An 18,360-nucleotide genomic window follows, 5' to 3' on the forward strand; every position below is an offset into this window, starting at 1 on the left:
CCACGGCCTGGACGCGGCTGCCGCGCATGCCGACGCAGGCGCCCACCGGATCGATCGAGGAGTCGTGGCTGATCACCGCGATCTTGGCGCGGCTGCCCGGGTCGCGGGCCACCGACTTGATCTCGATGATGCCGTCGTAGATCTCCGGCACCTCCTGAGCGAACAGCTTGGCCATGAGCTGCGGGTGGGCGCGCGAGACGAAGATCTGCGGCCCCCGCAGCTCCGGCCGTACGTCGTAGATGTAGGCCCGTACGCGATCGCCGGTGCGGTGGCTCTCGCGCGGCAGCGACTCGTCGCGGCGCATCATCGCCTCGGCGCGGCCGAGGTCGACCGTGACGTTGCCGAACTCGACGCGCTTGACGATGCCGTTGACGATCTCGCCGACCCGGTCCTTGTACTCTTCGTACTGACGCGTACGTTCGGCCTCACGCACCTTCTGGACGATGACCTGCTTCGCGGTCTGGGCGGCGATGCGCCCGAGGTCGATCGGCGGCAGCTCGTCGATCAGGACGTCGCCGATCTTGGCCTCCGGCTTGCGGACCTGGGCGGTCTTGAGGGGGACCTCGGTGAACTCGTTCTCGACCGGGTCCGCGACCGTCAGGTAGCGGCGCAGCCGGATCTCGCCGGTGCGGCGGTCCATCTCGGCACGGATGTCGTGCTCCTGGCCATACTTGGCGCGGCCGGCTTTCTGGATCGCCTGCTCCATGGCGACGATGACCTCGCCGGGCTCGATGCCCTTCTCGCGGGCCACGGCCTCTGCCACCTGCAGCAGCTCGGTACGGTGAAGGGTCTGCGGTTCCATCGTTCCTCTTCCCAAAACTCGGGCGTTCTGCCCCCAGGGACCTGCCCCCAGGGTCCTGCCCCCAGGGTTCCGCCCCGGGCGTCGGTCTCGTACCGGCCCGTCCGGCGCAGGCCGTTCGCATAGGCCGGCAGCCGGGCAAGCCCGCCGGTCAGGCGTCCGGGCTGTCGGCCCGTCCGGCGGCGATCAGGTCGTCGGTCAGCACCAGCTTGGCCTTGCCGATGACGGACAGGGGCAGGCGCGTGTGCGGCTGCCCCGCGGCCTCGGCCAGCACCACCTCGGCGCCCTCGAGGCCGAGCAGGCGGCCCTTGACCCGCTTGCGCCCGCCGACCGGCATCCGGGTGTCGATGCGCGCCTCGAAGCCGGCGTAGCGCAGGAAGTCCTTGCCCCGGGTCAGCGGTCGATCGATGCCGGGGGAGGAGACCTCCAGCTCGTAGGCGCCGGCGATCGGATCCTCGACCTCGAGCAGCGCCGAGACGGCGTGGCTGACGGCGATGCAGTCCTCGATGGCGAGCGTGCCATCCGGGCGCTCGACCATGATCTGCAGGGTCGGGCGATGACGGCCACCGCCGATCTGGATGCGCACGATCTCGTAGCCGAGGTCGGCCACCGTGGGCGCGACGATGCGCTCGACCTCGGCGGCCTGACCCTCGCTGGTCAGCGAGAAGGCGGCCGCTTCGGCCGAGAGATCCTGCTCAAAATTCCTGTCGCCCGCGGGTTGCGCGTTCAAACCTTCTCGCCATTCCGTCAGTTGGGGTGGGACCAACAAAAATGGCGGGCCGTTGGCCCACCATGTTGTTCTGACTCGATGGATCGCGATTTCCATCAAGCCCTATGGCTTAGGCTGGAATTAAGCGCGAACGCCGCTCGATTTCAAGGGTATTCTGAGTCCGGGACGCGCCGGAACGCCAGATAGACCGGCTTGCGCCCGCTATCCAGCGCCTTCGCCTCGTAGCGCGTCGCCGGCCAGTCGGGCGGCCGCCGACGCCAGTCGTCGGCGCGCCGAGCGGTCCAGTCGAAGGCCGGATGGCGCAGCAGGTGGGCCAGCGCCCAGGCTTGGTAGGTCGGATCGTCGCTGGCGACCCGCAGCTCGCCGCCTGGGCGCAGCACCCGCGCCAGGGCGTCGAGGGTAGCCGGGGCGACGAAGCGCCGCTTCGCGTGGCGACGCTTCGGCCAGGGGTCGGGGAACAGCAGGAAGACGCGGTCGAGGCAGGCGTCGGGCAGCGCCTCGACGAGCAGCCGGGCGTCCTCGCGGAAGATCCTCACGTTGCCGGCGCCGCTCTCCTCGAGCGCGCGCAGCAGCGTGGCGATGCCGTTGACGAAGACCTCGCAGCCGATCAGCCCCGCTTCGGGATGCCGGATCGCCTGCCAGGCCAGGTGTTCGCCGCCGCCGAAGCCGATCTCCAGCCAGATCGGCCGCCCGGCGCCGGCGGACGGCGCCTCGACCGGGGCCGCCTCGACCGGGGCCGCCGCCACCGGGGCCGCGGGGAACAGGCTCGCGGGATTGAGCCGGCCCCGCTCGGGCAGCCGTACCTCGAGCGCCGGCAGGCGCCGCTCGATCAGCCCGCGCAGGCCGTCGCGCAGGGGGCGGCCCTGGCGGCGGCCGTGCAGCTTCCCGGGCGCGGGCTGGCGGCCCGCCGGAGCCGCCATGGCGCCGCCTCCGGTCGGAACCCGCCCCGCCTCAGGCGCCGAAGGCGCGCTTCAGCTCGGGCACCAGGTCGGTCTTCTCCCAGGAGAAGCCGCCGTCGGCCTCTGGCGCCCGGCCGAAGTGGCCGTAGGCGGCGGTGCGCGCATAAATCGGGCGAGACAGGTGGAGATGCTCGCGGATGCCGCGCGGCGACAGGTCCATGATCTCGCGCAGCACGCTGCCCAGCTTGTCCTGGTCGACCTCGTTGGTGCCGTCGCACAGCACGTAGACGCTGAGCGGCTTGGAGACGCCGATGGCATAGGACAGCTGGATGGTGCAGCGCTGGGCGAGCCCGGCCGCGACCACGTTCTTGGCGAGATAGCGCGCGGCGTAGGCGGCCGAACGGTCGACCTTGGTCGGGTCCTTGCCCGAGAAGGCGCCGCCGCCGTGGGGCGCCGCACCGCCGTAGGTGTCGACGATGATCTTGCGCCCGGTCAGGCCGGCGTCGCCGTCGGGGCCGCCGATCACGAAGCGGCCGGTCGGATTGACGTAGAAGTCCTCCTCCGGGCACATCCAGCCCTCGGGCAGCACGTTGAGGACGTGCGGGCGGACGATCTCGCGCACCGCGTCCTGGTCGATCTCAGCGGCGTGCTGGGTCGAGACCACCACCGAGGTCGCGCCGACCGGCTTGCCGTTCTCGTAGCGCAGCGTGACCTGGCTCTTGGCGTCGGGGCAGAGCCGCGGCTCGGCGCCGGAGTGGCGCGCCTCGGCCAGCGACTTCAGGATGCTGTGGGCGTACTGGATCGGCGCCGGCATCAGCTCCGGCGTCTCGTCGCAGGCGAAGCCGAACATGATGCCCTGGTCGCCGGCGCCCTCGTCCTTGTTGCCGGCGGCGTCGACGCCGACGGCGATGTCGGCGGACTGCTCGTGGACGTAGTTCTGGACCTGGAGGGTCTTCCAGTGGAAGCCGTCCTGCTCGTAGCCGATCTCGCGGATCGCGCGCCGGGCGATGTCCTCCATCTGGTCGCGGACGCTCTTCACGGTCTCCGGGGTCGAGCGGACCTCGCCGGCCAGCACGATGCGGTTCGTCGTGGACAGGGTCTCGACCGCGACGCGCGCGGCCGGGTCGTGCCCCAGGAAGGCGTCGACGACGGCGTCCGACACCCGGTCACAGACCTTGTCGGGATGGCCCTCGGACACCGATTCGCTGGTAAAGAGGTAGTTTCCTTTCTTCAAGGCATGACCCTTTCGAGAAATTTCAGAATAAGCGGCGGCGCGGCGGAAAGACGGGGCGCGCGCGCTCTGAGAGCGGGCAACCATGCCGATTCGGGCTAGCCGCCGCAAGGGGGCAGTGTCGGACCGGCGGCTCCGGGAGGACCCGGACGGGGCCCCCGGGCCCCGGGGAGTCGGCCTGCAGGCCACCCCTCAGTCCGTGATCTGCGCCAGGGCCTTGGTCATCTCGAACAGCCGCTTGCGGACATGGGGATTGACGATCCGGTAGTAGGCGCGCACCAGCTCCAGCGTCTCGCGGCGGGCCATGGGATCCGGCTCCGGGGCGCTGGTCTCGGGGGGCTCGCTCTGGCCGTGCAGCTTACTCGGCGCAGCTGCGGCGACGTCGGCGCGCATGTCCTCGAAGAAGTAGTTGATGTCGGTGTCGAGAATGTTCGCGAGGTCGAACAGCCGGCTCGCGCCGATGCGGTTCGCGCCGCGCTCGTACTTCTGCACCTGCTGGAACGTCAGGCCGAGCGCCTCGCCCAGTTTCTCCTGACTGAGTCCCATCAGGGTCCGGCGCTGGCGGACCCGCTGGCCGACATGCACGTCGACGGGATTGGGACCCCCGCCCCGGCCGCTCCCGGGACGTCTGCCTCTGGGCATTTCGGCTGCTCCTGGCTTTTCACTCGATGGCTAAGGATTTGTGTCTTATTGCATGAAACGTGATGTCGTCAACCATTCAGTAATGGTTCTCCTAAAACGACAACTCGAATATTACCAGACACAACCAAGTATTCTGGTAAATCCTGTCGCTCTATACTCAAGACTAGAAAAACAAGGAGAGTTCTACACGCCTTCCTCGGGCGAGCGACCGCTGCCGCCGGCCGGCGCCCGGCGCAGCAGCAGGGCCGGGACGACGAGCAGCAGGAACAGCGGCAGCAGCACCCAGCGGCCGATTGCCGCGTAGGGCGTCGGCGGCAGGGCGCGCGGCAGCAGCGCGTCCAGATTGGCGACGGCGTGCAGCGGCAGGCGCGCCAGGTCCCGCCCGTAGGGATCGATCACCGCCGAGATGCCGTTGTTGGCGGCGCGCGCCAGCGGCAGACCCTCCTCGACCGTACGCAGCCGAGCGCTGGCGAGGTGCTGGTAGGGGCCCGAGGTGTGGCGGAAGGGCGCGACCCCCAGGATCCGCCAGGCCGGGTTGGTGAACCAGGCGTCGTTGGTCAGGTTGAGCAGCCAGGCCGGCCGTGGACCGTCGGCCGGGTAGACGGCGCCGGAGAAGATCACCTCGTAGCAGATCAGCGGCGAAAAGGGCGGCAGCCCCTCCAGCGCGACGACCGCGAGCCCGGGCCCGCTGGAGAAGTTACCGCCGGTCAGGCTGGCGAAGCCGAGCGCGTCGATCAGCCCGCGCAGTGGCAGATACTCGCCGAAGGGGACCAGGTGGACCTTGTCGAAGCGCGTCTCGACCGTGCCCGCGGGGGCGATCGCATAGAGCGAGTTGTAGAGGGAGTCGCCGCCGGGGCCGGGCTCTCGGGTCGGCGCCCCGGCGAGCAGGTAGCCGCGCGGCGGGGCCACCCGGCTGACCACCTTCTGCAGGTCGGGGTCGAGGTTCAGCAGATAGGGGATCGCCGTTTCCGACCAGATCACCGCGCTGGTCTGCTCGAAGCCGCTCCGCAGGCTCTGCAGCAGCTGGTCGGCGACGTGCCGGGAGCGCTGCGTGGGCTGCCACTTCTCCTGCTGCGAGATGCTCGGCTGGACGATACGCAGCCGGACGTCGGGGTCGACCGCCGCGCCGATCGGCGGCGCCAGCCCGACCCGGGTCGCGCCGAACAGCAGGCAGCCCGCGAGCGGCAGAACGGCGAGCAGGGTGAAGCGCAGGCGCCGGCGCCAGGCACCGGCCAGCACCGCCGGCGCCATGGCGGCGAGCAGCGTGACCGCGCTCAGGCCCCAGACGCCGAACAGCGAGGCGGCCTGCAGGGGGACCGCGTCGAAGGCCCAGACCGTGCCGATCAGGTTCCAGGGAAAGCCGGAGAGCAGGTGGCCGCGCGCGGCCTCGCCGGCCAGCCAGGCGGCCGTCAGGGCCAGCACCAGGGATGGGCCGCGCAGGCCGAGGCCGCGCAGCAGCGCGGTTCCGGCGGCGACGAACAGGCCGAGACCGAAAGCGAGACCGAGCACCGCGATCGGCAGGAACCACCAGAAGCGGGCGAGGTCGACGGTCATCGCGATGCCGACCCAGTAGAGCCCGACGAAGTGGTGGCCGACCGCGAAGGCCCAGCCGACCAGGAAGGCGCGCCGCCAGCCCGGACAGCCTTCGAGCAGCCATATCAGGCCCGTGAAGGCCGGCACCAGCAGCGGCACCAGGTACAGCGGCGGCAACGCGGTCGCGGAGAGCGCGCCGAGCAGCGACGCTGCGGCGAGCTGGCGCCATCCGGCCAGGGCCCGCAGGACCGCCGCCCAGCGGGCGAAGCGGCCGGCCTCGGGCGCCGGGCCGCTCACTTGCCGTTATCCTCGCCGTTCCTTTCGCCGGTCTTCTCCGGGCGCGGCGGCAGGTCGCGCAGGCGCAGGCGCTTGATGCGCCGAGGATCGGCCTGCAGCACCTCGAAGACGATGGCGGTGGCTGGGTGCTCGATCAGCTCGCCGCGGCTCGGCACCCGGTCGGCGAGGTAGAAGACCAGCCCGCCCAGGGTGTCGATGTCGGCGTCGCGCTCCTCCTCCGAAAGCACCGGGCCGACCGCCTCCTCGAAGTCCTCGATGGTGGTGCGGGCGTCGGCGACCAGGCTGCCGTCGGGCCGCCAGACCAGCTTCGGTCCCTCCTCGACGTCGTGCTCGTCCTCGATCTCGCCGACGATCTCCTCGACCAGGTCCTCGATCGTGATCAGGCCGTCGATGCCGCCGAACTCGTCGACGACCAGGGCCATGTGGCTGCGCTTAAGGCGCATCTCCAGCAGCAGGTCGACGACGCGCATCGAGGGCGCGACGATGCGCACCGGGCGGATGATGTTGGCCAGCTTGAAGTTCCGCTTGCTGGTCGAGTAGCCGAGCACGTCCTTGATGTGGACCATGCCGATCGGATCGTCGAGGGTCTCGCGGTAGACCGGCAGGCGGCTGTGGCCGGCCTGGCCCATCAGCGCGATCAGATCCTCCAGGGTCGCGCCGACCTCGATCGAGACGATGTCGGCGCGCGGGATCATCACGTCGTAGGCGGTCAGGTGGCGCAGCTTGAGGATGTTCGAGAACATCCGGCGCTCGTGGTCGCCGATCGGGTGCCGCGTCTCCTCGTCGTCGGCCTCCTCGATCTCGCCGATGATCTCCTCGATGGTGTCGCGCAGGTGCTGGTCGTGGTCGCCGTTGCGACCGCCGAGCAGGCCGCGCAGCTGCTGGCCGAGGCGGCGCAGTCCGCCGCGCGGTGCCGAAGCCTCGCTCATCGCCCGCCCCGCCCGGCCGTCGTGGCGCCGGCCGCCGGCGCGCCGCCCTCCTCAAGAGGATCGGGGCCGTAGGGATCGGGCAGGCCGAGGGTCGCCAGCAGGACGCGCTCGCGCGCCTCCATTGCCTCGGCCTCGGGCTCGGCCTCGTGGTCGTGACCGAGCAGGTGCAGCGTGCCGTGGACCACCAGGTGCGCCAGATGGGCGGCCAGGGTCTTGCCCTGCTCGCCGGCTTCGCGCCTGCAGGTCTGGAAGGCCAGCGCCAAGTCGCCGAGCAGGCGCGCCTCGCCCGGCAGCGCCGCCAGGTCGGCGGGGAAGGACAGCACGTTGGTCGGCTTGTCCTGGCCGCGGTAGCGTGCGTTCAGCGCTCGCACCGCTTCGTCGCCGGTCAGCAGCACCGAGAGCTCGAGCGGTGCGCCCTGGTCGGCCAGGGCGGCCCGACCGGCGCGCAGGACCAGCGCCTCGGCGTCCGGCAGCGCCTCCTGCCAGCCGGCGTCCTCGATCAGGACCGCCAGCTCGTGCCGGCTACTCGGAGGCTCTTCCATCGGTCGGTCTCCGTCTAGACTGGATTTCTCATACTGGAAGGGGTCGGCATCGCTCCTGGCGGGCTCGATCCGCCAAGAGCAGCCTGAAGAGCGTAGCCGAAGCTACGCTCGAGGGCTGCGACGCCGCGGGCGAGCCCGCCAGGAGCGACCCGGAGGGCGTTGGTTGTCGCCGCACAGGCCGCGTCGAAGCGCTTGCCCGATGCGCCGCATCGCGCTGCGCGCTTCTCCTTGCCTGTCCGCCGATAACCCACGTGACGACCCCTTCCAGTATGAGAAATTCAGTCTAGCGGCCGTCGAAGAGGTCGGCCTCGACGCCGCCGGCCTTGTCGCGGGCGTCGTAAGCCTGGACGATCTTGGTGACCAGCGAGTGACGGACCACGTCGGCGTCGGTGAACTGGATGAAGGCGACGCGGTCGAGCTTGGCGAGCAGGTGCACGGCGTCGCGCAGGCCCGAGCCCTGGCTGCCCGGCAGGTCGATCTGCGACAGGTCGCCGGTCACCGCCATCCGGCTGTTCTCGCCGAGCCGGGTCAGGAACATCTTCATCTGCGTCGGCGTGGTGTTCTGCGCCTCGTCGAGGATGATGAAGGCGTTCGAGAGGGTGCGGCCGCGCATGAAGGCCAGCGGCGCGATCTCGATCTCGCCGTTCTCCAGGCGCTTGTTGACCTGGTCGCCGGGCAGCAGGTCGTGCAGCGCGTCGTAGAGCGGCCGCAGGTAGGGGTCGACCTTGTCCTTGATGTCGCCGGGCAGGAAGCCGAGCCGCTCGCCGGCCTCGACGGCCGGGCGCGACAGGATGATCCGGTCGATGCGGCCTTGCAGCAGCATGGTCACGGCGACGACGACCGACAGGTAGGTCTTGCCGGTGCCGGCCGGGCCGATGCCGAAGACCAGCTCGTTGTCGAGCAGGGCGCGCACGTAGGCCATCTGGCCGGGCGAGCGCGGCGTCACGTGGCGCTTCTTGGTGACCAGCTTGAGCGCCTCGCCGTGCAGCGCGCCGAGTTGCTCCTCCTGGTCGCGGTCGCTGAGCATGCGCACCGCCGCGTCGATCTCCTGGTCGTCCACGGACATGCCTTTCTTGAGGCGCTGGTAGAGCGCGCCCAGGACCTGCTCGGCGCGGGTCTGGTCCGCCGCCGGGCCGTGCAGGGTCACGGTGTTGCCGAAGGAGTCGATCGACACGCCGAGGTGCTGCTCGAGCCGCGCCAGATGGCGGTTGTGCTGGCCGAACAGGAGCGGCACCAGGGCCTTGTCGTCGAACTGCAGCTCGTGAGGCCGGTCGGTCAAGCGGGCACTTTCCTCAGGCGGCCGAGGCCGCGGCGGGCTGCGGTGCGGCCACGACCCGGCCTTTCACGCTGTTCGGATGGCTCTCGAGGATCTCGACCTCGGCGACCGTTCCGAGCAGCCGGTCCGGCGCCGCCACCGTGACCGACTGCATGTAGGGGCTGCGCCCGTTGAGCTGGCCGGGATGCTTGGCCGCGCGCTCGAGCAGCACCGGCAGCCGCCGGCCGAGCGTCGCTTGGTTGAAGGCCTGCTGCTGCGCGCCGAGCAGCTGGTGCAGCATGGCCAGGCGCTCGGCCTTGACCGGCTCGGGGACCTGTTCGGCGGTGCCGGCGGCCGGGGTGCCGGGGCGCGGCGAGTACTTGAAGGAGTAGGCCTGGGCGTAGCCGACGTCGCCGATCAGGCGCAGGGTCTCGGCGAAGTCGCGGTCGCGCTCGCCGGGGAAGCCGACGATGAAGTCGCTGGACAGCGCCAAGTCCGGCCGCGCCTCGCGCAGGCGCTCGACGATCCGACGGTAGTCGTCGGCGGCGTGGCGGCGATTCATGGCCGCCAGGATCCGGTCGGATCCGGACTGCACCGGCAGGTGCAGGTAGGGCATCAGCTGGGCGACCTCGCCGTGGGCGGCGATCAGCTCGTCGTCCATGTCGCTCGGGTGGGAGGTCGTGTAGCGAATCCGCTCCAGGCCGTCGAGCTCGGCCAGGGCGCGGACCAGCCGCGCCAGGTTCCAGCTCGCCGGGCCGCCCGCGGCCTGCGCCGGCGCCTCGCCGTGGTAGGCGTTGACGTTCTGGCCGAGCAGGGTGATCTCGAGGGCGCCGCCGGCGACCAGGCGCCGGGCCTCGGCCAGCACCTGGGCGGCCGGGCGCGAGGCCTCGGCACCGCGCGTATAGGGCACGACGCAGAAGCTGCAGAACTTGTCGCAGCCTTCCTGCACCGAGAGGAAGGCTGCCGGGCCCCGGCCCTCGGCCTCCTCTGGCAGGAAGTCGAACTTCGATTCGACCGGGAAGTCGGTATCGACCAGGCCGCGGCCGCGCTCGCCGCCCTCGGCGCGGCGCACCAGCTCAGGCAGGCGGTGATAGGTCTGCGGGCCGAGCACGATGTCGACCGCCGGCGCCCGGCGCTGGATCTCCTCGCCCTCGGCCTGGGCGACGCAGCCGGCGACCGCGATCAGCAGCCTGCGGCCCTCGGCCTCGGCCGCCTGCTTGAGCGGGCGCAGCCGGCCGACCTCGGAGAAGACCTTCTCGCTGGCCTTCTCGCGAATGTGGCAGGTGTTGAGCAGGATCAGGTCCGCCAGCTCAGGCAGCTCGGTCGGGACATAGCCCAGTGGCGCCAGGACGTCCGCCATACGGGCGGAGTCGTAGACGTTCATCTGGCAGCCATAGGTCCGGATGTAGAGTTTCTTCGTGGTCACCGTTCAGCGCGACCTCTTTGGCGAGGAGGTCGCGTTCCTGCGCGCGGGGCTCAGGAACGTTGCATAGCATCTTCCCTCAGCCCGCGGCAACGTTCGCCCGCTTTCGACCGAAGCGTCGCCGGCGCTTCTCGCGCGGCGGCAGGCGGCCCGAGATCGCCCGGGCGACGCCGGCCTCGATCAGGGCATGGCAGCGCTCGGCGAGCGCTCGACGACTGCCCATCTCGTCGAGCGTGACCGGCTCGTGGAACTCGACGACCACGGTCAGCGTCCCGAGCCCCAGGCTCTCCCAAAGGTGGGCCGGCAGATCCATGTCGCCGTACCAGGCGAAGTAGGGGCGCAGGTAGCGTCCCATCGGCACGTCGTCGAGGCGGGTGTAGGACAGCGAGACCGGCTGCACGACCAGCGGCGCGTCGCCGACGCGGCGCTCGGCGACGCTGAACAGCGCGCTCTTGAAGGGCAGCACGAAGTTGCCGTCGCCGCTGGTGCCCTCCGGGAAGAGGATCAGGTCGTCGCCCGCTTCGAGCCGCTTCTGCATCTCGTCGCGCTGGGCGCCGCTCTGGCTGCGCCGGCGATCGACGAAGACCGAGCGCTGCAGCTTCGCCAGCCAGCCGAAGAACGGCCAGGCGGCGATCTCCTGCTTGGCGATGAAGGAGGCCTGAAGCTGGCTGCCCAGCACCGGGATGTCGAAGTAGGAAACATGGTTGCAGACGTAGAGCGTCGGATGCTGGCGACGCGGCCGGCCGCGCCGCTCGACCCGGATGCCGAGGCAGCGGCAGGCATGGCGGTGGTACCAGTAGGGCAGGCGCCTGGTCAGCGGGGCATGGACCAGCATCAGCACCGCCTGGACCGGCATCAGCACGGCGGTCAGGGCGACGAAGAGCACAATCCGCCGGATCGCCAGCAGGGGCGAGCCGATGTAGCCCTCGGCAGGCCTCATGACGGCTCGTCCACCGCCGGGCCGGAGCGCGCCCGGTTGAGATTCCGCCGGTAGCGTTCGGTCACCAGGTCGGGCTTGAGCACGACGCAGACGTCGGTAGTGCCGAAGTCCTCGTCGACCACCGCGCCCTCGCCCATGTAGGCGCCGACCCTGAGATAGCCCTTGATCAGCGGCGGCAGGATCTGCATCGCCTTGCGAGGGTCGAAGCTCTCGGCCGGCTGGCGGTTCATCTCGGTGTAGCGCGCCGGCAGCGCGCGCGGCCTCAGCGCCGGCGGCCCCAGGTGATGGTGGTAGAGGTAGGAGAGGTGGACCGACAGGGCGTCCGGGTCGGTGCCGTGAAGACTGGCGCAGCCGAACAGCAGCGTGATCTTGTGATACGCCACGTAGGCGGAAATGCCGCGCCAGACCAGCTGCATGGCCATGCCGGTGCGATAGTCGCGGTGCACGCAGGAGCGCCCGAGCTCCATGATCTCGCCGGGGTAGGCCAGCAGGCAGTCGATGTCGTACTCGGTCGCGGTGTAGAAGCCGCCGGCAGCCGCGGCCTGGGAGCGGCGCAGGAAGCGGTAGGTGCCGACCACCGCGTCGCGCTCGGTGTCGAACAGCAGCAGGTGGTCGCAGAAGGCGTCGAAGCGATCGTGCTCGCGGCCGGTCGCGGCGCGCTCGGCGGTCGGCCGCGCGCCCATCTCCTCGACGAAGACCTGGTAGCGCAGCCGCTGCGACGCCTCGATCTCGGCCTGGTTCTCGGCGAGGCGCAGGTGCAGGCCGCGCAGCCGCTCGTCGACCGGCCGGGCAGGCGGCGGCGTCTTGTGGTGTCTCTGACTGGCGCTGTCGCTCATGCTGCCGCAGCCTCGCCCCTCGGGCTCGGCCCACGCGGGGCCCGGTTCAGGCCGCGCCCGGGTCGCCGCCCGGAACGTCGCGCTTGGCCTTGACGCCGTAGAGCTCGAGCCGGTGATCGATGAGCTTGTAGCCGAGCTCCTGGGCGATCAGCCGCTGCAGGCGCTCGATCTCGGCGTTGTAGAACTCGATGACCTCGCCCGAGTTCATGTCGATCAGGTGGTCGTGGTGCTCCTCGCTGGCCTCCTCGTAGCGCGCGCGGCCGTCGCCGAACTCGTGCCGCTCGAGGATGTTCGCCTCCTCGAACAGCTTGAGCGTGCGATAGACGGTCGCGATCGAGATGCGCGAGTCGATCGCCGTGGCGCGTACGTAGACCTGTTCGACGTCGGGGTGGTCGGAGGCTTCCGACAGCACGCGGGCGATGACCCGTCGCTGGTCGGTCATCTTCAGACCCTTCTCGATGCAGCGGCGCTCGAGCCGATCCGGCATCGCTTTTCCTAACCTTCTGGCGATTCGTGGCGGCAGTATAGCGAAAGGGCGCGCGAAAGCCCAAGGCATCGGACGCCCCGCCCTGGTCCTCGATCCCGGCCGCCCTCGAGGCCGCGGTGCGTCCCGGACGCCTGCACGCGGGGCAGGCCCGGTCCCCGCCGCATCCGGCCGAACCCCGGCGCCTGTCAGCCGCGCGGCCGTGTGCCGAGGCCGATCTGCTTGGCCAGGCGGCTGCGCTGCTTGGCATAGTTCGGGGCCACCATCGGATAGTCGGGCGCCAGCCCCCACTTCTCGCGGTAGTCCTCGGGCGACAGGTCGTAGGCGGTCTTCAGGTGTCGCTTCAGCATCTTCAGCTTCTTGCCGTCCTCGAGGCAGACGATGTAGTCCGGCATGACCGACTTCTTGATCGGCACCGCCGGGGTCGGCCGCTCGGGATCCTTGGCCGGCGCGCCACCGACAGTTGCGAGGCTCCTGTAGACGTCGTGGATCAGGCCCGGCAGGTCGGCTGCGGAAATCGAATTGTTCGACACATGGGCGGCGACGATATTCGTCGTCAGGCTCAACAACTCGTTCGATTTCGCTTCTTCGGTCATTGTTTCTCTCGGATCGGAAAGGGAGTTCGAGGCTATATATTCATATGCCGCCTTCCTTGCAACTCTATTCAAGGAGGCGCCCGATAGCCCGGCCGAGGACCGTCTGATTTGCGTTTTGTGGGCATAGATACAACAAAGAGGCCTTTCTGCTCTCTGTTGTAGCGGAAGCCGGAACTCCGGACTCGTTCTTTCCCGATGCCTCGAGGGCCGCTCAGGGCCCGAGCCGGCGGGCCAGGACGAGCGCGTCCCGCGGCCCGTCAGGCGCGCTCAGGTAGCCGGCGCGGCGTCCGACCTGGAGGAATCCGAGTCGCTCGTAGAGCCTGCGGGCCGCCGCGTTGTCGATCGCGACCTCGAGAAACAGCCGCGCCGCGCCCTGGGCCGCCAACGCCGCCAGTGCGGTCTCGAGCAGCCGGCCGCCCAGACCCTCGCGGCGGTGCGCCGGGGCGACGCCGAAGCTCAGGATCTCGGCCTCGTCGGCGGCGCGCCGCACCAGCAGGAAGCCGAGCGCCGACTCCCCCGCCTCGGCGATCAGCCAGCCGCCGGCGCCCGGCATGGCCAGCACCTCCGCGAGGGCGCGCCGGTTCCAGGGATCGTGGGGGAAGCAGTCGCGGTGCAGGCCGGCCAGGAGGTCGAGGTCGGTCGCCGCCAGCGGCCGGACCTCCGCGGTCACGGCCCTGCCGCCGCCGCCGTGGTATCCGGCGGGCGCAGGTAGACCGCCCGGGGCGGCGGGCTGCCCAGGGCCGGCAGCGGCGCCTCCGCCGCGAGGATCGCCAAGGTCGCGGCGTCGGGCAGCACGGCCTGCCCGATCCGGCAGTTCTCTCCCAGGGCGTCGAGGGCTTCGCCGAGGCGCAGGGCGCCGCTGCCGGCCAGCAGCAATGGCGCGCCGGACCGCCCGGCGCGGCGCGCGGCGGCGGCGGGATCGGCGGCGAAGGGCGGCTCGGGGGCGCCCTGTCGCGGAAAGACCTGGACGAAGAGATCGCCGCGCTGGGAATCGATCGCTACCAGCAGGTTCTCCGCCTCGGCACGCTCCGGCGCGGCGGCGGCCGCCAGCACCTCGAAGGTGCTGCGGCCGACGATCGGCAGCCCGGCCGCCAGGGCCAGGGCCCGGGCGGTCGCCAGGCCGATGCGCAGGCCGGTGAAGCTGCCGGGCCCGAGGGTGACGGCGAGCGCCGCGAGATCGGCGTAGCCGAGGCCGGCCTCCCCGAGGACCTCGCCGAGCATCGGCAGCAGCCGCTCGGCCTGGCCGCGCGGCCGCGCCTCGAAGCGGTGGGCCAGGATCGCGCCGTCGCGCGCCAGTGCCGCCGAGCAGGACGGACCCGAACAGTCGAAGGCGAGCAAGAGGCGGCTCACAGGATCCTGCAGACCTCGTCGAAGTCAAAGCGCGGCGAGCGCGGATGCAGGGCCTTCGGGTCGCCGTGGCCGAGATTGCACAGGAAGTTGGATCGCCAACCGGTCCCGGCCAGGAAGGCCTCGTCGACCCCGGCGTTGTCGAAGCCCGACATCGGGCCGCAGTCGAGGCCGAGCGCGCGGGCGGCCAGCATCAGGTAAGCGCCCTGGAGGCTGCCGTTGCGAAAGGCCGTCGCCTGGCGCAGCGCCTGCTTGTCGTCGCCGGCGAACCAGGCCCGGGCGTCGGCGCGGGGGAACAGCCGCGGCAGGTGCTCGTGGTAGGCCAGGTCGTAGGCCAGGATGGCGGTGACCGGCGCGCTCATCGTCTGCGCGACGTTGCCGGCGAGCAGGTGCGGGCGCAGGCGCTGCTTCGCCTCCGTGCTGACCAGGAAGAGCACGCGCTGCGGCGAGCAGTTGGCCGAAGTCGGCGGCATCTTCCACAGGTCGTGCAGGCGGCGCAGCAGCGCGGGCTCGACCGCGCGCTCCAGCCAGGCGGTGTGGGTCCGGGCCTTGCCGAACAGCAGGTCGAGGCTCCGGGAGTCCAGGGCGGACTCCGGGAGGCGGCCGGGCGGGGTGCCCGCGGGCTCGTTCATGGCATCCGGCCCTCCCTCGTCGCGTCTCGTGGCATCGCCGGCACGGTGCGCGAGATGCGCGCGTCCCGCAAGCAGAGCCTCCGGCGCCGGTCGGGCGGCGGCAGCCTGGAGTCAGCGCCCTTCGCCGCGCCGGTCGCTCAGAAGCTCGCGTCCCGGCTGGCGAACCAGTCGCGGTCGAGGCGCGCGCTCTCGAGCTCCTCCAGCCCGTTGCTGCGGATCAGGCTGCGGACCAGCTTGAGGTACTGCGGCAGCTCGGCGTAGCGCTCCAGGGTCGGCAGCAGCAGCTTGCCGCTCGGCATCACGCCTAGAGCGCGCTGCGCGGCGCGCTGCTCGCGAAACCGCCGGTAGGCCGGGTGGCTGTTCAGGTTGTGCATGTAGGCGCGGACCGACTCCAGCAGGCTCGGGAAGGCGCGGAAGCGTTTGCCGCCCTCGACCCGCTGGACCAGATGGGGCACCGCGGTCGAGGGCGTCGTCTCGCCGAAGAGGGCATTGCCCTCGATAGCCAGGCGCGAGGTGCCCCAACCGCTCTCCAGGATGGTCTGGCCGAGCGCCAGGCTGACCGGTACCTCGTCGACCCGCCGCAGCAGGGCGTCCAGGTCCTGCGGGTCGCTGCCGTAGCGTTCTGCCATCTCCGCCAGCCAGGCGCGGTCTTCGGGGGCCGGCTCGGCGCCGGCCTGCACCGCCTCTTGCAGCGCCAGCAGGCGGCCACGCCAGGTCCTGATCTCCTCGTTGCTCAGCAGGACGAGCGGCAGGACGCTGCGCAGGAACAGCAGCTTGCGCTCCTCGGCCCGGCGCAGCGCCTTCAGGTCCTGAGGCAGCCGCGTGACCGCGACCCGCGGCACGCTGCGCGCGCCCGCGCGCACGCCCGCCATTCCGAAACCCTGGCGCTCGAAGAAGGCGCCGAGATCCTCGGCGTCCTCCGGCTCGACCTTGAGCAACAGGCCCTCGATCGGATGCGGGTCCCGCTCGATCCAGTTGATCGTCAGCGGCTCGCCGGCCGGTGGAGCCGCCTCCTCGGCGCCCGGATGGGCGTTGCTGGCGGCGGTGGAGCTGCCGGCCCACAGCAAAGCAATCGCGACGAGCGCGCCGAGCCCGAGGCCCGACGCCAGGCGCGTCTTCCCCATACCTTCGACTATCCCTTGTCTGTCCTGGTCCTGCCGCCTGTAACGCCGGACCTCCCCAAAGGTCCCGGCCCCGAAACGTTCGGGCCGCGGCGCGACGTCCGAGAGTCCAGCGTCGTCAGTTGACGGCGCGGACCTCGACGACCTCCGGCACGTAGTGCCGGAGCATGTTCTCGATGCCCATCTTCAAGGTCGCGGTCGAGGAGGGACAGCCCGCGCAGGCACCCTGCATGTGCAGGTACACGATGCCCTTGTCGAAGCCGTGGAACAGGATGTCGCCGCCGTCCTGGGCAACCGCCGGCCGCACCCGGGTGTCGAGCAACTCCTTGATCTGCTGGACGACCTCGCTGTCCTCGGCGCCGTCCTCGCCGGCCTGCGCGACTTCCTCGTCGGCCAGCAGGATCGGCTGCCCGGCGACGAAGTGCTCCATGATCGCGCCGAGCACCGCCGGCTTGAGCAGGAACCACTCGCGCTGCTCCTGCTTGCTGACCGATATGAAGTCGCTGCCCAGGAATACCCCGGTCACGCCCTCGATCTCGAACAGCCGCTCGGCCAGCGGCGAGCGGCGCGCCGACTCGGCGTCCTCGAAGCTCGCGGTGCCGCTCTCCATGACGGCGCGGCCCGGCAGAAACTTCAGCGTCGCCGGATTCGGCGTCTCTTCGGTCTGAATGAACATTGTCCCTCCTGCGCCCCGGCTCTCGGGGCAACGGCTGTCCGCTATTTGGACCAGGGCGCGGAAAGCTTCAAGCCCGCAGCGTCGTGTCGTGCCCGCTCCGGCGCTCAGCTGAGCGCGTCGACATCCTCTTCCGACAGGCTGCCGGGGACGATCGTGACGGGGATTCTGAGGCGGCCGACGAACTTGCCGGTAAGGGCGGAGACCAGCGGCCCGGGGCCGCCCTGGCCGACGTTCGCGCCGAGCACCAATATGGAGATCGAAGGCTCTTCCTCGATCAGCTCGAGCAACTGGTCGCGCCGAGAACCCTCGCGCAGATAGAGGATCGGCACCGAGCCGGTAAGCTCCGAGGTCTTGGCGGCCTGGCGCTGCAGCACCTGCTCGCCGCCCTGGCGCGCCTCGTCGCTGATCAGCTTGCCGACGCCCAGCCAGTTCTGGAACTCCGAGGGCTCGATGACGTAGAGCAACGCGACCCGCCCGCCCGAGTGGCGCGCGCGCCGGCAGGCGAAGCGCAGCGCGAGGCCCATCTCGGGGCTCTCGTCGACGACCACCAGGAAGATCCGCTGGGTCGTGACCGGAGACTTGGCCTCGGCGTCGTCGCTCGGCGCGTTGGCGGCGCTGTCTTCTGTATCGGTCATGAGGACGAAGGGGTCATGCTGGAAGGGTCATGCGGTGCTGGCCATACTCTCAGTTCCGCCGGAAGACGGCATGGGCGATCCATCCTGCCAAAAGCGCGAAGATCACGGCAACCAAACCATAGAGCGACGGCCGCCGATGGGCGAACAGGAAGACGTCTGCCTCCAGCCCGACCTTGCTGACCGACAGCGGGATGGTCTGGGCGCTGACCGCCTGACCGCCGCGGAACAGGTAGACCTGGGCCTGATAGTAGCCGACCGGGACGGTCGGCGGCAGGTAGAAGGAGGTCCGGAACAGCCGCTCGTCGCGCAGCGTCACCTTGGCCAGCTCACGCGCGAACAGGCCCTGGGCCTGCTTGTTGCGGATCAGCGCGGCACGCCACTCGTCGGCGATGTTGGCGGAGGCGATCGCCGCCGGCAGCGCCAGGCGCAGGTTGGACAGCCCGATTTCCAGGCTGCGCAGCACGGCCCGGTCCGCGATCTCCTCGATCGGCCGGGTGCTGGCCACGGCGTAGTAGCTCGGCACCTGCCGGAAGCTCATGCGCGCGGTGTTCATCCAGATGCCCGCGACCCGGCTCTTGCGCAGCACCTGCTGCTCGCCGTCGGGGCCGCGCAGGACCACGACGACGTCGCCGGGGCCGTCGACCGCGCCGAAGAACAGCACGTCCTCGCCTGAAAAGCCGGTGGTGATGGCGACCAGGTAGCTCGAGAGGTCGGCGACCAGCCCGACCGGCCGCGCCGGCAAGACGATGGCGGCGGCCACGAAAGTGCCGAGAAGCAGGGAGAACAGCCTGCGGCGGACCAGCCGGTTCATCT

The 18,360-nt window shown here is 70.7% G+C and carries 21 protein-coding genes; all 21 read right to left on the bottom strand.

What is annotated here, in order from left to right; genetic code table 11:
- The coding region (gene nusA, locus WD341_RS11365; RefSeq protein ID WP_368425570.1) for a transcription termination factor NusA at positions 1–802 on the bottom strand (802 nt) is incomplete at its 3' end.
- A gap of 148 nt (positions 803–950) precedes the next feature.
- Positions 951–1,529 (bottom strand): ribosome maturation factor RimP, encoded by a 579-nt coding sequence (gene rimP, locus WD341_RS11370; protein ID WP_368425571.1) that lies wholly within the window; start codon positions 1,527–1,529, stop codon positions 951–953.
- 143 nt (positions 1,530–1,672) lie between these two features.
- Positions 1,673–2,449 carry a tRNA (guanosine(46)-N7)-methyltransferase TrmB gene (gene trmB / locus WD341_RS11375; RefSeq protein WP_368425572.1) on the bottom strand — a complete coding sequence of 259 codons (777 nt, stop codon included), beginning with the start codon at positions 2,447–2,449 and terminating at the stop codon, positions 1,673–1,675.
- A 31-nt stretch (positions 2,450–2,480) separates the two neighbouring features.
- Positions 2,481–3,662 (bottom strand): methionine adenosyltransferase, encoded by a 1,182-nt coding sequence (gene metK / locus WD341_RS11380; RefSeq protein ID WP_368425573.1) that lies wholly within the window; start codon positions 3,660–3,662, stop codon positions 2,481–2,483.
- Between the two features lie 189 nt (positions 3,663–3,851).
- Complete coding sequence (locus WD341_RS11385; RefSeq protein ID WP_368425574.1) at positions 3,852–4,301, bottom strand: helix-turn-helix domain-containing protein; 450 nt, start codon at positions 4,299–4,301, stop codon at positions 3,852–3,854.
- 183 nt (positions 4,302–4,484) lie between these two features.
- Positions 4,485–6,131, bottom strand: a complete 1,647-nt coding sequence (gene lnt, locus WD341_RS11390; protein WP_368425575.1) for an apolipoprotein N-acyltransferase — start codon at positions 6,129–6,131, stop codon at positions 4,485–4,487.
- Positions 6,128–7,060: a hemolysin family protein gene (locus tag WD341_RS11395; protein WP_368425576.1), complete on the bottom strand. Its 933-nt coding sequence runs from the start codon at positions 7,058–7,060 to the stop codon at positions 6,128–6,130. Before WD341_RS11395 ends, lnt begins: the two co-directional genes overlap by 4 nt.
- On the bottom strand, positions 7,057–7,602 hold the full coding sequence (ybeY, locus tag WD341_RS11400; RefSeq protein ID WP_368425577.1) for an rRNA maturation RNase YbeY: 546 nt from the start codon (positions 7,600–7,602) through the stop codon (positions 7,057–7,059). The genes WD341_RS11395 and ybeY overlap by 4 nt, the downstream gene beginning before the upstream one ends.
- Positions 7,603–7,885: 283 nt before the next feature.
- Complete coding sequence (locus WD341_RS11405) at positions 7,886–8,881, bottom strand: PhoH family protein (protein ID WP_368425578.1); 996 nt, start codon at positions 8,879–8,881, stop codon at positions 7,886–7,888.
- Between the two features lie 13 nt (positions 8,882–8,894).
- On the bottom strand, positions 8,895–10,283 hold the full coding sequence (gene miaB, locus WD341_RS11410; RefSeq protein ID WP_368425579.1) for a tRNA (N6-isopentenyl adenosine(37)-C2)-methylthiotransferase MiaB: 1,389 nt from the start codon (positions 10,281–10,283) through the stop codon (positions 8,895–8,897).
- A gap of 76 nt (positions 10,284–10,359) precedes the next feature.
- Positions 10,360–11,220, bottom strand: coding sequence for a lysophospholipid acyltransferase family protein (locus tag WD341_RS11415; protein WP_368425580.1), 861 nt, complete (start codon positions 11,218–11,220; stop codon positions 10,360–10,362).
- On the bottom strand, positions 11,217–12,056 hold the full coding sequence (locus WD341_RS11420; protein ID WP_368425581.1) for a GNAT family N-acetyltransferase: 840 nt from the start codon (positions 12,054–12,056) through the stop codon (positions 11,217–11,219). The genes WD341_RS11415 and WD341_RS11420 overlap by 4 nt, the downstream gene beginning before the upstream one ends.
- Positions 12,057–12,102: 46 nt before the next feature.
- On the bottom strand, positions 12,103–12,543 hold the full coding sequence (locus WD341_RS11425; protein WP_368425582.1) for a Fur family transcriptional regulator: 441 nt from the start codon (positions 12,541–12,543) through the stop codon (positions 12,103–12,105).
- Positions 12,544–12,728: 185 nt separating this feature from the next.
- A complete protein-coding gene (locus WD341_RS11430; RefSeq protein ID WP_368425583.1) occupies positions 12,729–13,136 on the bottom strand; it encodes a MucR family transcriptional regulator in 408 nt (135 codons plus the stop codon).
- Positions 13,137–13,347: 211 nt separating this feature from the next.
- The gene (rimI, locus tag WD341_RS11435; protein WP_368425584.1) at positions 13,348–13,806 is read right to left on the bottom strand and encodes a ribosomal protein S18-alanine N-acetyltransferase; all 459 of its coding nucleotides are present in this window, start codon (positions 13,804–13,806) and stop codon (positions 13,348–13,350) included.
- Complete coding sequence (gene tsaB, locus WD341_RS11440) at positions 13,803–14,486, bottom strand: tRNA (adenosine(37)-N6)-threonylcarbamoyltransferase complex dimerization subunit type 1 TsaB (protein ID WP_368425585.1); 684 nt, start codon at positions 14,484–14,486, stop codon at positions 13,803–13,805. Before tsaB ends, rimI begins: the two co-directional genes overlap by 4 nt.
- Entirely contained in the window at positions 14,483–15,115 is a 633-nt protein-coding gene (locus WD341_RS11445) for a malonic semialdehyde reductase (protein WP_368425586.1), read from the bottom strand. Before WD341_RS11445 ends, tsaB begins: the two co-directional genes overlap by 4 nt.
- 137 nt (positions 15,116–15,252) lie before the next feature.
- Positions 15,253–16,239 (bottom strand): glucosaminidase domain-containing protein, encoded by a 987-nt coding sequence (locus WD341_RS11450; protein ID WP_368425587.1) that lies wholly within the window; start codon positions 16,237–16,239, stop codon positions 15,253–15,255.
- Positions 16,240–16,354: 115 nt separating this feature from the next.
- The gene (locus WD341_RS11455; RefSeq protein ID WP_368425588.1) at positions 16,355–16,912 is read right to left on the bottom strand and encodes a NifU family protein; all 558 of its coding nucleotides are present in this window, start codon (positions 16,910–16,912) and stop codon (positions 16,355–16,357) included.
- 104 nt (positions 16,913–17,016) lie between these two features.
- Positions 17,017–17,547, bottom strand: coding sequence for a universal stress protein (locus WD341_RS11460; RefSeq protein WP_368425589.1), 531 nt, complete (start codon positions 17,545–17,547; stop codon positions 17,017–17,019).
- Positions 17,548–17,596: 49 nt separating this feature from the next.
- On the bottom strand, positions 17,597–18,358 hold the full coding sequence (locus WD341_RS11465; protein WP_368425590.1) for a TIGR02186 family protein: 762 nt from the start codon (positions 18,356–18,358) through the stop codon (positions 17,597–17,599).
- Positions 18,359–18,360: the final 2 nt, after the last annotated feature.

The sequence above is a fragment of the Tistlia sp. genome (assembly GCF_040905785.1).
In the GTDB taxonomy this organism is placed as follows: Bacteria; Pseudomonadota; Alphaproteobacteria; order Kiloniellales; family DSM-21159; genus Tistlia.